This window comes from Hymenobacter amundsenii (assembly GCF_002204745.1).
Taxonomy (GTDB): Bacteria; Bacteroidota; Bacteroidia; order Cytophagales; family Hymenobacteraceae; genus Hymenobacter; species Hymenobacter amundsenii.
Map to the genome: position 1 here is coordinate 14239 of NZ_NIRR01000041.1, position 15512 is coordinate 29750.

Genomic DNA, 15512 nt, shown 5'->3' on the forward strand with positions numbered 1-15512 from the left:
TGGTGGCTGTCGTGTTTTTTTGGCTCTGGCCGGAAGGATTTCGGGGCCGCGGCTGTTACTTGCCCGTTGTAACTTTACCTCCGAACCCTTTTTCCCCTCTTGCCCTATGAGTCTGGTTATTATCGGTACCGTGGCCTTCGACGCCCTGGAAACTCCCTTCGGCAAAACCGACAAAATCGTGGGTGGCGCGGCCACTTACATCGGCCTGTCGGCTTCGTATTCGGTGAAACCGGTGAAAATTGTGGCCGTGGTCGGCGACGACTTCCCGCAGGCCGATATTATGCTGCTCCAGGAGCACGGCGTCGATACCGAAGGCCTGCAGATCAAGGAGGGCGAAAAGTCATTTTTCTGGTCAGGTAAGTATTCCAACGACCTGAATTCGCGCGAAACGCTCGTGACAGAGCTCAACGTACTGGCCGATTTCGACCCCGTGCTGCCCGACTCCTACCAGGATTGCAAGTACCTCATGCTGGGCAACCTCTCGCCCCAGGTGCAGCGCCTCGTGATTCAGCGCCTCGTTAACCGTCCCAAGCTCATCGTGATGGATACGATGAACTTCTGGATGGATATTGCGCTGGAGGAGCTGAAAACGACTATCGAGATGGTCGACGTGCTCAGCATCAACGACGAAGAAGCCCGCCAACTCTCGGGCGAGTACTCGCTCGTAAAAGCGGCCAACGTTATTATGGCTATGGGCCCGAAATACCTCATCATCAAGAAGGGGGAACACGGGGCCTTGCTGTTTCACCGCCAGGGCAATACCAACCACGTTTTCTACGCCCCGGCCCTGCCGCTGGAAGAAGTGTTCGATCCAACCGGCGCTGGCGACACCTTCGCGGGCGGCTTCATCGGCTACCTGGCCGCCACCGACGATGTCAGCTTCGAGAACATGAAGCGCGCTGTGGTGCATGGCTCGGCCATGGCCTCGTTCTGCGTCGAGAAGTTTGGCACTGAGCGGCTGCTCAACCTGAGCCAGCAAGAGATTGAGGCCCGCGAGCAACTGTTCACCAAGCTGGTGTCTGTGCAGCCGGCCGCAGTTGTGGCGCAGGTATAAGCGTTACAGTTTAAGCTGCTTATCAGAAGCGCTGTTCCGGCCAATTAGCCGGAGCAGCGCTTTTTTTGTGGCCAAAATCTTACGGGGGCTGGGTACAACCTTTGTCGGCGGAGCGGGGTAAAAGGAGGATAAGCTATTCTTTCACCCATAAAATCCCCCTTATCATGAGCAAGGACACCCAATATAAAGAGAACCCCGAGGTACCGAACCTGCAGAACCCCGACGGCGGCGCCGAAAACACCCATCCGGCCAACACCGATAGCAATAATTCGGTGGTCCAGAACCCAAGCCGTAACTCGATAACCCAGGACGGCAACCCCACTAAGGGTAACACCGCCGGTGGCAACCTCAACGAAACCACGCAGGCGCCCTACAACAAGCCGCGCAGCAACCCTCAGAACAACAAGCCTGCCTCAGTCGATGGCAACGCTAAAGCCGGCAAAGGCAGCGACAACAGCAAAGACCGTTAATTCGGGAGCTGTTAGTTGTTAGCATTCGGGCACCAAAATGGGTTAATTCGCCCAAAAAGAAGGTCCAGGACTCAACTGAGTGCTGGACCTTCTTCGTTTCTTTAGCTAACAGCTAACCTTTCAAACTAGGGAACCACCTTCAGGCGCACGACGCGGGTATCAACGTCGCCTTTCTCGAAGAAATCCTGCTCAAAGAGGATGGTTTTGTTGTCGAGCCAGCGGGGTTGGGTGCAGCCCCACTCGGTTTGCCGCTCCCAGAGCAGGCGCACGGCCCCTTCGTCGAGGCTCCAGAGCTGAAGGCCGCTGGGCTCGAAGCGGGCCAGCACATCGGAGTTGCCGCACACAAAATGGCGGCCGTCGGGGGCAATAACGGGCGGCGCCATGAGTTGGGTGCGCTTGCCCGTGCGCTGGTCGATGAGCAGGTAATAACCGCCCTCGTATAGATGCACCGATAGCAGCCACTGCCGAATTTCGGGTAGCGCTGCCAGGTATTCATAAGCGATGTTGTGCTCGTCCTCGGCGGGATTGTTGGTTAATCGCACTTCGGGGGCAGCAGTGGGGCGTAGGTGCAACACCCGCCCCGTGCGTAGCGCCCGCGGGCCTGCCTTAGCCAAATGTCGCCGCTCCTCCGCCGCGAAATCCAGAAAGGAGTCTTCCTCCTCGGCCGAGGCTGGCTTGGCTGCCACCCAGGCCGGGCTGCTGAGGCGTTCGTACACGGGCCGGGCCGCCGGATAAATGCGCAGTACCCGTCCGGGCACCTGCACGAGCGTATCCAGGCTTTCGAGCCGGTAAATGCGTGGGGGCTTGGGTGGCGGCAGCGGAAGGACCGCGATGTTGGGCCGGGGCTTCTCGGCGGGCTGCATCCGCAACGAACAGGCCGGCAGCGCCAGCGCTAGGGGGAGGGCGGCGACGACGGTACGAAACCGAAGCATGACAGGTAGAGTCGAGGTGTGTCGGAAGGCGCGGCGTTGTCGGGCAGACAGGAAGCGGAGAGAAGAAAGTCGCAAGAACGATTAGGGGAATGGCCAGTAGTCGCCGACGCAAACGGTGGTAACGTAACAGAAGCCAACTTCGGCTAAAGTTGCTGCGCAAAGGTACCACAACTACCCAAGGGATACCCAATCCAAAGCCTATAAATCCAGCCTGTATTCCAACGTTTTTAACGTTTCACATGTGCCAGCTGCTGCTGTTCGCTACATCAAGGATGGCGGGGTGCTATAAGCATTCTGAAGGCGGGGCGTTTCTGCCAGATCCAGGCTTAGCTAAGTTGCATGGAACGGCCCATTACTCCCAATAGGGCGGACAGTAGCAGCGCGTACTTTGCTATGAAAAGAGGAAATAAGACATGGTGTGGGTTGCCCGACTCTTCTTGTGTTAAGCTACACAGGCTGGAAATCCTGTTTTAACCACTGCTTGAAACTGGCCTGCTGCTCGGGCGTGGCAGTGGTCAGCTTCGTTACCGTGTACTTCTGCCAGAAGCGGTGGCCCGGGTCGGCGGTCAGGCTCACCGTCAGCAGGCGGTTCTGGCGAAACACCGTCAGCTCGTGCTGGTCGGCTCCGTCACTGAGCAGCACTTGCAGGTTCTGGCTTACCCGGCGGCCATTTACGGCCACTATTTCGTCGTCGACGGTGAGGGCCAGCGCGGCGGGGGCATCGGGCAGAATGTTGGTTACTTCCGTCCTTTCGTTGCTCACCACGGCCCGGAAGCCATAGGTGCCCTCGGCGGCCGACACGTTTTCCTCCGTCAGGAGTCGGCATCCCACGAAGCCCAGCACCCGGTTTAGGGGCTCTTCGAGCGGGGCCGTGCCGTAAATAAACTTATCGAAGTAAGCCTGCATATCGCGCCCGGCCACCTCGTTCACTGCCCGCTGGTAATCCTCCTCGGTGTAGCCCTTGCCGGTCTGGCCGAACTCAGTCCAGAGTTGGCGCAGCACGTTATCGAGGCTGCGCTGGTGGCCCGAGAGCTGGCGCAGCGTTAGGTCAAGCAGCAGGGCCGCCAATGCGCCCTTGTGGTACACCGATACCTTGCGGTCGGGTACGCCGGGCTTGTAGCCGTCGAGCCAGAGGTCCATGCTGGCATCGGCCACCGAAAGGTGGTAGCGGCCGTAGTCGTCGTAATGCTTACGCAGCACCGTGTTCAGCTCCTGGAAATACTGCTCGGCGGTGCGCACCCCGGCCCGGGCCAGCAGGTACTCGCCGTAGTAGGTGGTCAGGCCCTCGGCCACGAAGCAGGTGCGGAAGTAGTTTTCGCGGCTGTAATCGTAGGGCTGCATCTCGGCTGGCCGAATGCTCTTGATGTTCCAGGCGTGAAATAGCTCGTGGCAGCTCACCCCCAGCAGCTCCTTGTACAACCCTTCGGTCATGAGCAGCTCAGCCGGCCCGAGGGTAATAACGGTCGAGTTGAGGTGCTCTACCCCGTGGTAGTGCGGGTAGGGCAGGATCTGGTTCAGGAAGTGATAATCCTGGGCCGGAAACGAACCAAAAAGCTGGAGCTGCTCCTCGCTGAAAGCCCGAAAATCCTGCACCAGCCGCGCCCAGTCAACCGGACATTCGCCCTGAATCCAGATGTAAAAGGGCAGTCCTTCCACCTCATAGTTGCGGTATTGCAGCGTGGGGCTGGCAATCAGGGGCGAGTCGGCAAGGTGGTCGAAGCTCTGGGCTTCGAGCGTGTTGGGGCCGCGTTGGGGTAGCCCGCAAGCAATTTGCCAGCCCTCAGGAATGTCGAGCAGCAGCTGGCAGGTTTCGTCCTGGCGGCCTTCTACGTACATCAGGGCCTGCACGGGGTTGAGGTAAAGCTGGCTTTCATCGAGCCAAGAGCCGCCGGCGTCCATCTGGTGGGCGTAAAAGTTATAGCGCACCCGCACCATGCGGCCCGCCGCGCCATCTAGCCGCCACCGATCCTTGGTAATCTTGCGCACCGGCAGGGCCTCGCCCGAAGCGGCATCTTCTACCACCACGCGTTGCAGCTTCTGGGCGAAGTTCTGAAGTTCGTAGCGACCCGGCCGCCATGCCGGTAGCTGGAGCTCCAGCGGCTTAGTAGCATCGGCCGCCACCTCAAACGTCATCTGGACCTGGAGGTAAAAAGTAAGCGGGTTGTCGAACGAAACGTGGTAGTGAATCATGGAGCAGGAGCTGGGTATGGGCTTCGGGGTGGCTAAACGAAGGTAGGGACTGACTGTTGTTCGTTACTCGTAGAGGAGCGTCATTGAGGGCAGTACGCAAGATTCTTCGCGGCGCTCTGAATGACGCTCCTTGTTTCTTGACAACCAACTATCACCGTCAAAACTTGCCCCTAACGCTTGCCTTTTTCAAATCAGCGGCCTACCTTTGCCGGCCCTAGTTGTAATAGAGTCACTTACCCATACCATGAAACGTACTTTTCAGCCCTCGCAGCGTAAGCGCCGCAACAAGCACGGGTTCCGCTCGCGCATGGAATCAGTTAACGGCCGTAGCGTAATCGCTCGTCGCCGCGCCAAAGGCCGCAAGCGCCTGACCGTATCCGACGAAGGTCGCCACAAGCGCTAAACCGCTGCCACTGGCTGCTGCGCCGCATTTTCCGCCGATGGACAACCTTGTTTCAACGCCGGACGCGCGCTCTTACTCGTTCCCGAAAGAAGAACATCTGTGCCGCAAAAAGCTCATCGACGAGCTATTCGGTCGGGGTTCTTCTTTTGGGTTATACCCGTTACGGCTGATCTGGCTGCCGGCTCTGGCACCCACTACGGCCCCGCCCCAAGTGCTGGTGAGCGTGAGCAAGCGCAATTTCAAGCGCGCCGTCGACCGCAATTACCTTAAACGCCTGCTGCGCGAAGCCTACCGGTTGAATAAATATCGGCTACTCGAAGCCGATGGTGGCCACCAAGTAGCCCAGTTAGCTATTATTTACACAGGCAAGGAAAAAAAGCCCTTGTCGGTGGTGGAAAAAAAATTAATTTCAGGGCTGGAGCGTTTGCTCACCGAAATCGGTGCAACTCCTGCGGGCGGCAGCGGTTCCTAGTAGAAGTACCACCGGTAGGTGGTGGAGTAGCTTTCGTGATGAACGGCTGCCTACCCAAGTACCATCCGGCGTTTCGCTGCTTTCAGCCCCACCCATGCGCAAAAAATCTATCGTTACCGCCGCCTTCCTCGGAGGTGCTGCCTTGCTCGTATCCTTCCGGCCGCCGATAACGAGCGGTATTTCGAAATTGCCAAGAACCTCGACATTTTCGCCACTCTTTTCAAGGAGGTGAACACGTACTACGTGGACGAGATTCCGCCGGCCAAGCTGGTGAAAACGGGCATCGACGCCATGCTCAAGTCGCTCGACCCCTACACCAACTACATTTCCGAGGACGACATTGAGGACTTCCGCACCATGACCACCGGGCAGTATGGGGGCATTGGGGCCATTGTGAGCAAGCGCAACGGTAAAACTATCGTCCAGGCCGCCTACGAAGGCTATCCGGCCCAGAAAGCCGGCTTGCTCCCCGGCGACGAAATCCTGAACATCAATGGCGTCATCGTCGATAAGAAGTCAAACGGCGACATTAGCAAGCTGCTCAAGGGCCAGGCCAACTCTCTGGTAAAGCTGCTCGTAACGCGCTACGGCCAGGACGCGCCGGTCGAAATCAACATCACCCGTGATAAAATTCAGGTGGATAACGTGCCCTATTACGGGATGTTGACGCCCGAAATCGGGTATTTCCAGCTCGGCGGCTTCACGATGGACGCGGGCAAGGAAGTGCGGATGGCGGTGGCTAAGCTCAAGGAGCAGGGCGCCAAAAAGCTGGTGTTCGATATCCGCGACAACCCCGGCGGCCTGCTCAACGAAGCCGTCAATATCTCCAACCTGTTTGTGGATAAGGGGCGCGATATTGTGAGCACCAAGGGCAAGGTGGCCGACTGGAACAAGACTTACAAGGCCTTGGATATGCCCCTGGATATCCAGATTCCGATTGTCGTCATCACGAGCAACCGCTCGGCCTCGGCCTCGGAAATTGTGTCGGGCGTGCTGCAGGACTACGACCGGGCGGTGCTGGTGGGTGAGCGCACGTTTGGCAAGGGGCTCGTGCAAGCCACCCGGCCGCTGAGCTACAATTCGCAGCTCAAAGTCACGACTGCCAAGTACTACATTCCGAGTGGGCGCTGCATCCAGGAAATCGACTACTCGCACCGCGCCGACGACGGGACGCTGGGTAAAGTACCCGACTCGTTGCGTACGGCCTTTAAAACCCAAGCTGGCCGCACCGTGTTCGACGGCGGCGGCGTGGCCCCCGATGTGGAAGTGGCGGAGCGCGAAATTGCCGACATCACCCGGGTACTGCTCCAGAAGAGCTACCTCTTCGACTACGCCACCCGCTTCCGCGCCCAGCACCCGACCATTGCTTCGGCCCGGCAATTCAAGCTCACCGATGCTGATTACCAGCAGTTCGTGGACTTTCTCAAGGGGAAGGATGTCAACTACAACACCGACGCGGAGAAAGCCTTGGCCGAGCTCACCAAAAAGGTGAAGGCCGAGAAGCACTACGACGACGTGAAAATCGAACTGGAGGCCATGCGCCGCAAGGTAACAACCAACAAAGCCAACGACCTGACCCGCTTCAAGCCCGAAATCAGGGAACTGCTGGAACAGGAAATCGTGTCGCGCTATTATTTTCAGAAGGGCAGCATTGAGGCTACTTTTGATGATGACCCCAACATCCTGATGGCCCTAGCTGTGCTCAACGACCAGCCCCGCTACAACGCCTTACTGCGCCCGGGCACCGAAGAAGCCAAGGCCCGTCCCGAAGCCCGTCGCAGCGTAAGCGGCAGCGGAGGTCGGTAGGTTGCCTGGTAGCGAATGTTCATAAGTAAAAAAGCAGCCGTAAGTCGCGGCTGCTTTTTTATTGGATTGGTATAGCGGCTTGCAATGCTTCCCTCATTGCCGCGCTGCCTCATTCAATGGCAACGCTGCCACGCCCACAATGCGGTGCGAGACTTTTTCCTGCACTAGCACCACGGCCCGTAGGTTCTGCGTTTTCCAGATTGGGTTGATTTGCAGCGGCGTAGTAGTGGCAAAAGTGCCGTCGGCAGCCGGGGAGCCCAGGGGGCGCAGGGCCCGGACCACGGCGGCGTGGCGTAACAGGCGGCCCGCGTTTTCGCCCCGGCCAACCTGGCTCGAAAGACCGGTTTCGGTTAGGGCTAGCAGCACTTCGGTAGGAGCAGTGCCAGCGGGCAGGTGGCTGACGCTAATGCCAAGCGTACCGGGGCTGGGGCGGCTAAGCACTACAGTGGCGCGCGGAGCCCGAGCTGCGCGGGCAATGGCGTCGGCCAGTTTGGCGCGCTGGCTGCCTACGAACTCGTAGCGGCCGTTCACTACGACTTGGGGCGTGTAGGAGCCGGTGCCAAAACCGGCTGCGTAGTCGCGCTGGCGCTCGGTAAACTGCGACGAAGAAAATGCATCTTTCCAACCCAGTCGGTTCCAATAATCGACGTGCTGGCCCAACGCAATAACCTCCACTCCGGGCACCGAATGAGCCGTTTCCAGCTCCCGTAACGCCGCATCGGCCGCGGGGCAGCTGGAGCAGCCTTCCGACGTGAACAACTCTACGACTACTGGCACCCGGGGTAGGTCATCGGAGGAAGCAGTTAGGCCAGGAGCGGGGTGGGAGCCCATGAGCAGCGCGGCAGCGGCGAGCGGGAGCACGGGAGTCAGGAGAAACAGCACAGGTTTCATAAGGCAGCGAAAGTGACAGAACGACCAGCCCGGTGGCTTAGCTGAGGATTGGTTACACCTCAACCAACGTTTAGGCGCAAGGAGTGGTTCTTAGGCCAGCGCCAGCCAGCTTCACCAGGCTTTTAAAGTGGCCCGATGATGTCGGGGCGGGCGTAGTGGCCGGTTACGTCGAGCGTGAGCTGCTCCTCGCGGATGCGGCCGAGGTCGATTCCGGCGGTCAGGATGATTTCTTCGTCGAAGATGGTGCCGGCCAGAATGGTGCCGTCGGGGCCGATGAGGGCGCTGCCACCGCGCAACAGCAGCGCGTCGGGGTCGGCTTGGAGTTCGGGCAAAGGTTTGAGCTCGGGCGGCAGGTCGCGCACGGCCCATGGCTTCGGCACTGAAAGTAGGCGCCCCCGCTTCCGCTTTCAAGGCCAAAGACAGCCTGGGCCGCGAGGTAGAACTGAAAAGTCTGCTGAAAAAAGGGCCGGTGGTGCTGTATTTCTACCGGGACCAGTGGTGTCCCTACTGCAACAAGCAGCTCAGCCAGCTCCAGGATTCGCTGCAGCTCTTGGCGGCCAAGGGTGCGCAGGTCGTGGTGGTATCGCCCGAAACCCAGGACAACATCGACAAGACGGTGGGCAAAACGAAGGCCTCGTTCCCCATCATCCACGACCAGAGTTTTGCCATTATGAAGGCCTACCGCACTGCCTTCACCGTCGATGAGCCCATGGCTACCAAGTACCAATGCTTCGGCGTGAGCCTGAAAACGGCCAATGGAGCCGACCAGAACGTGCTGCCCGTGCCGGCTACCTACGTCATCGGGCGCAACGGCAAAATCAAATTCGCTTATTTCAACCCCGATTACAAGCAGCGCGTGTCGGTGAAACAGGTAGCGCAGGCGCTGTAACCGGTAGTGGGCAATAGGGCTGTTAGGGGCTACCTTTGCGGAATGTCTTCGTTGTTGCTCTCGCTTGAAACCTCCTCGCCCGTTTGCTCCGTGGCGCTGCACCACCTCGAAACGGGCCGGCTGGTGGGCCAGTCGGAGCTGCGGCTGGAAAAATCGCACTCCTCTCACCTGAGCGTCCTGTTCAGCCAACTGCTGGAAAATACCCTGCACACGCTGGCCGATGTGGCGGCGGTGGCCGTGTCGGACGGCCCCGGTTCCTATACCGGCCTGCGCATCGGGGCGGCGGCGGCTAAAGGCCTGTGCTACGCGCTGGATGTGCCCCTGCTGGCCATCGGTACCCTGCCCAGTCTGGCCCGGCAGGTGGCGGGCCGCACTGCCCGCCCCGAGCAGTACCTGTACTGTCCCATGCTCGATGCCCGCCGCCTCGAAGTGTACGCCGCCCTCTACCGCGCCGACGGCACCGAAGTGCTGGCTCCCGCGCCTTTGCTGCTCGACGAAACTACGCTGGCCGAACAAATGGCCGGGCAACCGGTGTTATGCTTCGGCAGCGGAGCCGCCAAGTTCCAGCCACTGGTGGCCGGACAGCCCCATGCCGTATTCCTGGCCGGCATCGAGCCCTCGGCCATAACGGTCGGGGAGTTGGGGCTGGTAGCCTACCAGCAACAGCAGTTTCGTGATGTAGCCTACTACGAGCCGTTTTACCTCAAGGAAGTATACACCACCACGCCTAAAGCGAAATAAGCGAGGAGCGGAACATGGCTCTGCTCACCGCTTACTTCTCCCCTCTACCTATGGAAGACTTCATCAACCGCGTCGCGCAAAGCGCCCTTATCACTCTTAACCTGGAAGAGTTCATTCATCCTGGCGAGCGGGTGGTATACGACATCAAAGACAACCTCTTTCAGGGACTGATGCTGCGCGAAAAGGATTTTCGCGCCTTCGTGAAAGACCACGACTGGAGCCAGTACGACGGCCAGAATGTGGCCATCATCTGCTCCGTCGATGCTATTGTGCCCACCTGGGCGTACATGGTGCTGGCTGGCAAGCTCCAAGATCATGCCCACCGCTACGTGTTCGGCGACCTAGCCGCGCTGGAGCAGGACTTATTCCACGAAGCCATTGCCGGCCTCGACGCCGAGCAGTACCGCGACGCCAAGCTGGTCATCAAGGGATGCGGCGAAAAGCCCGTACCCACTTACGCCTACGTGGCTATTATGCAGAAGCTGTTGCCCGTAGCAAGCAGCGTCATGTATGGCGAGCCTTGCAGCACCGTCCCGCTATATAAGCGCCCCAAAGTAGCCTCAGCCTAGCAGCTGGTCAGCACTGGTAAGCTGAGGTTTCAGCAATGGCTAAGAATTTAGAATCTACTTGATAGCCCCCGCAACGGAAGTAGCGGGGGCTATTTCATTGAAAAACACCCAAACGCTATATGTCAGAGTCGGCTGGCTGCTTCTTCCCAGCAGGAAGAGCCAGGGGGCTGGGATGAATTCCGCATCTTTGGCCTGCCAACTGCCCCGCATGAGCCAACCGACTACCCCCATATATAAAATCAGCGTCCTGACGGGCGTGTCGATTGTAGTGGCCAACATGGTGGGCACGGGGGTTTTTACCAGCCTTGGGTTTCAGGTGATGGACATCCAGAGCGGGTTTGCGCTGCTGATGCTCTGGATAGTGGGGGGCATAATTGCTCTGTGCGGCGCCCTGAGCTACGGCGAACTGGCGGCGGCCCTGCCCCGCTCGGGCGGCGAGTACCACTACTTATCGAAGATTTATCACCCTTCATTGGGCTTCCTTTCGGGTTGGGTGTCGGCCACGGTGGGGTTTGCTGCGCCCACCGCCGCCGCCGCGCTGGCCCTGGAGCAGTACGCTGGTAGCGTTTGGCCCGGTCTGCCGCCCAAGCTGCTGGCCGTAAGCGTGGTGTTGCTGCTCACGCTGGTGCACGGCATCAGTAGCAGGGCCGGCAGCCGCCTGCAAGTGGTGGTTACAGCCCTGAAAGTTGTCGTGCTGGTAGGTTTTATTGGCCTGGGCCTGCTCGTGGCCACGCCCCAGCCACTGGCCTTCGTGCCCCAGAGTCCGGCCGACTGGCACCAACTGCTAAGCCCGGCCTTTGCCGTGTCGCTGATTTTCGTGTCGTATGCCTACTCGGGCTGGAACGCGGCCGTGTACGTGGCCGGCGAAATCGACCAGCCCCAGCGCAACCTACCCCGGATTCTGCTGCTGGGCACGGCGCTGGTGCTCCTGTTATATGTTGCGCTGAATTTCGTTTTCCTGTACTCCACTCCTATAAGTGCGCTCAAGGGCCAGGTGGAAGTGGGCTTCGTGGCGGCTACCACGTTGTTTGGCCCAGCCGGCGGCCGGCTCATGGGCGGCCTTATTGCGGTGCTGCTCGTGTCCACCATCAGCTCGATGGTGTTTGCCGGCCCCCGGATTGTGCAGGTAATGGGCGAAGACTTGCCGGCGCTGCGGTTTCTGGCCAAGCGGAGTGCGGCCGGGGTGCCGGTGCGGGCGCTGCTGTTTCAACTGGTGCTCACGCTGGTATTCGTTATCGAGTCGTCGTTTGCCCAGGTAGTAGTGTACGCGGGCTTCATCCTGAACCTGTTCACGTTCCTGACCGTGCTGGGGCTATTCGTGCTACGGGTGCGCCAACCCGAATTGGCGCGGCCCTACCGGGCCTGGGGCTACCCCTTCACGCCGCTACTGTTTCTGCTGCTTAACGGCTGGACGCTCTGGTTCATCGCCCGCGACAAGCCCACCGAAACCCTCTACGGCCTCGCTACCCTGCTGGCTGGCTTGCTGGTGTACGGACTGAGCCGGCTGCGGCGGAGTTAGGAATCGGTGCGGAGTTTCTGAGTGCGGACGTTACCTTTCCCACTCAGCAACCCAGCGCCGCTCACCTGCTGATTATTCAACCTAGCGACTTCTCAACTTACAATACATGCGCTTTCCTACTTCCCAAAGCCTTTTTCCGGCCCTGCTGACGCTGCTTGCCGGCTGCTCCGGACCCGACGATACCAAAACCAAACAACCTGTCGCAACATCCGCAACGGCCCCCGATACCGTAGCTGCCCTGCCAACCCCCGCGCCTGCGGTTCCCGATACTTCGGCCACGCACAACGTGGCCGCTTACCTGGCCGGGCAGCGGGTGAGCCGGGACAGCAACCTGCAAAGCCTGGAGAACCAGCCCGCCTGGCAGGCCTACGCCACCGACGCCGACAAAAGCTGGGAGAAATACCACGCCACCCGCACCACCAAAATTGAGGCGTGGGCGGCCCGGGAGCTGGATTCGGTGCGGGCGGTCAGCCCCACCATCTTCTACCCCTTCAGTGGCCCCGACTTCCTGAACGTGACCACCATGTTCCCCGCCAGCCAGACTTACGTGCTGCTGGGCCTCGAACCCGTGGGCACCGTGCCCGCCCGCGCCACGCTCGAAGACCCCAAGCTGTTCGCGGCCCTCAAGGAATCGTTGTGGTCAGTGCTGAGCTTCAGCTTCTTCCGCACCAACTCGATGGCCGTTAACCTTAAATCGGTAGAGTTGGATGGGGCGCTGCCGCTGATGATGCTCTTCGCCGCCCGCACCAACCACCAGGTAGAGGCCGTGCGCTACGTGCAGCTCACCCCCGAAGGCCAGCTCACCGAGGCCGATTCGGCCACCATTCGCAAACCCGGCCCCAAAACGGTGCCCGGTGTCGAAATGAAGCTCCGCACCCAAAACGGCCAGCCAAAAACCGTGTTGTATTTCTCCGTCGATATCAGCGACTGGAAGCTTGGCCAGACCCAAGACGCCGCCCTCAAGTACGTGCGCACCCTCGGCCCGCTCACCACCTACGTGAAGTCGGCTACCTACCTCATGCACAAAGCCTACTTCAGCAAAGTCCGCAACCTAGTGCTGGAGCGCAGCAATTACGTGCTGCAAGACGATTCCGGTATTGCCATGAAATACTTCCCGGCCGCCGACTGGCAGTTCACCTACTACGGCACCTACAAGCGGCCCATCAACCTTTTCGCCAAGCAATATCAGCCCGAGCTTACGGCCGCTTATACCGATAAGGCCCACCCACCCCGCCCGCTGCCCTTCGGCACCGGCTACAACTGGCGCGAAAACGACTCGAACTTGTTGCTGGCTCGCCGTGCGCAACCCGTAGCCCAGTAGGGTGGGGGAGTGAAGCTGAACCCAAGCGCCGGATTCCGTTAGGAGTCCGGCGCTTTTTGGTTGGGCCCGCCGTGGCCGTGTGCCGCCCGGCATCAGGCCACTCCTTTATATAAGAGTGATGCTGCCAGCGCCAATTGCTCGTTGCGGCCATGGACCGAGGAGGGAGGGAGAGAAGTTTTTGCCGACCTTTAAGTATATGATGCGCCCTCTTGTACTCCTCGCGTGCGGTTTCCTCAGCGCTCTGCTGGCCCCCGCTGCCGGCCCGGCCCCCGCGCTGCCGACTCAGTTACAACCTAACACTAATAGCCCACTGCTCGACAGCCTGCTCCGGGCCGATGCCCGCCTGCTGCCCGTGGTGGAGCATACCGCCGAGTACGAACTGCAAGTCATCTACACCCAAATCGACCGCAACGAGCAAGGGCAGCCAGCTTTCACCGAACATACATTTCGACTCGATGCCCGCCAGTACTTCAACCCGGCCAGCCTCGTGAAGCTGCCCACCGTAGCCCTAGCCCTCGAAAAGCTGAATGAGCTGCACCAGCCCGGCCTTACCCGCCGCTCGCCCATGAGCACCGCCGCCGCCTTCCGATGCCAAACGCCCGCGCCCTACATCACGTCCGCCGATTCCGACCGCGTTAATACCATCGGCAACTACGCCAAGCGGATGCTGCTCGTCAGCGATAATCGAGCTTACAACCGCCTCTACGAGTTCCTGGGCCAGCGCCCCCTCAACGAGCGACTGGCTACCCTCGGCTACCCCAAAACCCGCATCGTCCGCCGCTTCGCCCCCTGCGACACCGCCGCCAACCGCCACACCAACCCCATCGAGTTTCTCGACCCAGCCACCGGCGCGGTCAGCTACCAGCAGCCCGCTGCCGTCAACTCCCAACCCTTCGATTTTCCATTGGGCCGCATCAGCAAGGGCCGCGCCCACCAAGCCGGCGGCCGCATCGTGCCCGGACCCTACGATTTTACCACCGCCAACTATCTGCCGCTGGCCTCCATCACCGGGATGTTGCGCACCTTGCTCTTCCCCGAGGCCGTGCCCGCTGCCCAGCGCTTCCACCTCCGCCCCGACGATTACGCCTTCCTGCGTTATTACCTCCATCAAACGCCCCACGGTGCCAACTACTCCTCGTATAGGCCGGCTCGCTACTTCGATGCCTATAAGAAGTATCTCTATTATGGCCGCCAACCCACCACCAGTGCCGAGCCCGGCCTGCGCATCTATAATATAGTAGGGATGTCGCATGGCTATCTGGCTGATGTCGCCTACTTCGCCGATGCTACCAACCAATCAGAATTTATGCTCAGCGCAGTGCTCTACGTGAACAAAAACGGAATTATTAATGACGGTACCTATGAATACGACAGTGTGGGTTTGCCTTTTTTAGCAGCACTGGGGCAGCAAATCCGGCAGTACGAAGCTAATCGCCCTCGTTCTGGTCAGCGGTTATCAGCGCAGTTGGCACCAATGGAAACAGTTCGCTGAGTGATCCGCCAAAAAGAAAGTCGCTGACAGTGTGGCCTGAAGCGGGATGTATACGGGTATTTTAAGAGGTGAGTTTGCAGAAACGATTTCGTTGCCGCACTTTTGCATCCCCATCCGAAACGCGGATGAAGCTGCAGCTTACCAACAGCAAGTATTGAAAAAAAGGCCGCAAGAAGTAGCGAAAGTCGCGAAGGTTTTACTACCTTTGCACCCCGCTTCAACCGGAGTCGCTTTGACGAGGCCAAACCAACCACTACTACAGCCTGTAAAAGGGCCTTGTCTGTAGCGAGAAGGCTGAAAAGAGTAAAAAAACTTTTCTCTCTTTGGCTTGCTAACTTCAGAAAGCTACTTACCTTTGCATCCCGCTTCAACCGGAAGGGGATAAGAGAACAAGAAAAGAACAGCGCTTCAAAAAAAAGTTTTCCTCTTTCACTTGCTTCCTCTGAAAAGCTGCTTACCTTTGCATCCCGCTTCGATCGGAAGGGGTTGAAAACACAGACCGCCTCTCTTAATAGAGGCACACGGTAGACTCCAATTGGGAGACTGCACACGTTCTTTGAATGACTGGAAAAGACAAAATAGGTAAGTCCTGAAACTCTGACGTTTCAGGCAGGTAAGGACAAGCGAATCATGCATCGCAACTTCGGTTGAGATGCGCAAGCGGGTCGGATCAGCACTTGACATCAGCTATGCTTCGGCATAGTGTAGTAATTTATACAATGGAGAGTTTGATCCTGGCTCAGGATGAACGCTAGCGGCAGGC

General features: G+C 59.2%; 15 protein-coding genes. 11 read left to right on the plus strand and 4 right to left on the minus strand.

The features are described from left to right. The first annotated feature begins 106 nt into the window (after window positions 1–106). Both CDA63_RS17290 and CDA63_RS17295 read left to right on the plus strand, forming a co-directional pair. The gene (locus CDA63_RS17290; protein ID WP_088465715.1) at window positions 107–1054 is read left to right on the plus strand and encodes a PfkB family carbohydrate kinase; all 948 of its coding nucleotides are present in this window, start codon (window positions 107–109) and stop codon (window positions 1052–1054) included. A gap of 164 nt (window positions 1055–1218) precedes the next feature. Further along, window positions 1219–1524, plus strand: a complete 306-nt coding sequence (locus CDA63_RS17295) for a hypothetical protein (protein ID WP_088465716.1) — start codon at window positions 1219–1221, stop codon at window positions 1522–1524. 125 nt (window positions 1525–1649) lie between these two features. Here CDA63_RS17295 and CDA63_RS17300 read toward each other — a convergent pair whose 3' ends face one another. Beyond that, window positions 1650–2456, minus strand: a complete 807-nt coding sequence (locus CDA63_RS17300; protein ID WP_126546918.1) for a hypothetical protein — start codon at window positions 2454–2456, stop codon at window positions 1650–1652. Window positions 2457–2903: 447 nt separating this feature from the next. Further along, window positions 2904–4646 carry a M61 family metallopeptidase gene (locus tag CDA63_RS17305; protein WP_088465718.1) on the minus strand — a complete coding sequence of 581 codons (1743 nt, stop codon included), beginning with the start codon at window positions 4644–4646 and terminating at the stop codon, window positions 2904–2906. A 244-nt stretch (window positions 4647–4890) separates the two neighbouring features. Here CDA63_RS17305 and rpmH point away from each other — a divergent pair, with 244 nt between their 5' ends. From rpmH to CDA63_RS17320, 3 genes are all read left to right on the plus strand, one after another. Next, window positions 4891–5049, plus strand: coding sequence for a 50S ribosomal protein L34 (gene rpmH / locus CDA63_RS17310; protein ID WP_088465719.1), 159 nt, complete (start codon window positions 4891–4893; stop codon window positions 5047–5049). Between the two features lie 37 nt (window positions 5050–5086). Next, window positions 5087–5521, plus strand: coding sequence for a ribonuclease P protein component (locus CDA63_RS17315; protein ID WP_088465720.1), 435 nt, complete (start codon window positions 5087–5089; stop codon window positions 5519–5521). A gap of 228 nt (window positions 5522–5749) precedes the next feature. Continuing rightward, entirely contained in the window at window positions 5750–7327 is a 1578-nt protein-coding gene (locus tag CDA63_RS17320; RefSeq protein WP_242434726.1) for a S41 family peptidase, read from the plus strand. 93 nt (window positions 7328–7420) lie between these two features. On the opposite strand, the gene CDA63_RS17325 is transcribed toward CDA63_RS17320, so the two are convergent. Both CDA63_RS17325 and CDA63_RS17330 read right to left on the minus strand, forming a co-directional pair. Then, window positions 7421–8218 carry a DUF1223 domain-containing protein gene (locus CDA63_RS17325; RefSeq protein WP_088465721.1) on the minus strand — a complete coding sequence of 266 codons (798 nt, stop codon included), beginning with the start codon at window positions 8216–8218 and terminating at the stop codon, window positions 7421–7423. 122 nt (window positions 8219–8340) lie between these two features. Next, complete coding sequence (locus CDA63_RS17330; protein ID WP_088465722.1) at window positions 8341–8580, minus strand: nitrilase-related carbon-nitrogen hydrolase; 240 nt, start codon at window positions 8578–8580, stop codon at window positions 8341–8343. Between the two features lie 5 nt (window positions 8581–8585). Between CDA63_RS17330 and CDA63_RS17335 the strand changes: the two genes are divergently transcribed. From CDA63_RS17335 to CDA63_RS17360, 6 genes are all read left to right on the plus strand, one after another. Beyond that, window positions 8586–9107, plus strand: a complete 522-nt coding sequence (locus tag CDA63_RS17335) for a peroxiredoxin-like family protein (protein ID WP_088465723.1) — start codon at window positions 8586–8588, stop codon at window positions 9105–9107. 42 nt (window positions 9108–9149) lie between these two features. Beyond that, window positions 9150–9848: a tRNA (adenosine(37)-N6)-threonylcarbamoyltransferase complex dimerization subunit type 1 TsaB gene (tsaB, locus tag CDA63_RS17340; RefSeq protein ID WP_088465724.1), complete on the plus strand. Its 699-nt coding sequence runs from the start codon at window positions 9150–9152 to the stop codon at window positions 9846–9848. A 50-nt stretch (window positions 9849–9898) separates the two neighbouring features. Further along, entirely contained in the window at window positions 9899–10417 is a 519-nt protein-coding gene (locus tag CDA63_RS17345) for a DUF2480 family protein (protein ID WP_088465725.1), read from the plus strand. 208 nt (window positions 10418–10625) lie between these two features. Continuing rightward, complete coding sequence (locus tag CDA63_RS17350; protein WP_088465726.1) at window positions 10626–11936, plus strand: APC family permease; 1311 nt, start codon at window positions 10626–10628, stop codon at window positions 11934–11936. A gap of 106 nt (window positions 11937–12042) precedes the next feature. Next, window positions 12043–13257, plus strand: a complete 1215-nt coding sequence (locus tag CDA63_RS17355; protein ID WP_088465727.1) for a hypothetical protein — start codon at window positions 12043–12045, stop codon at window positions 13255–13257. A gap of 196 nt (window positions 13258–13453) precedes the next feature. After that, the gene (locus tag CDA63_RS17360; RefSeq protein ID WP_165768366.1) at window positions 13454–14749 is read left to right on the plus strand and encodes a serine hydrolase; all 1296 of its coding nucleotides are present in this window, start codon (window positions 13454–13456) and stop codon (window positions 14747–14749) included. The last annotated feature ends 763 nt before the right edge of the window (window positions 14750–15512 follow it).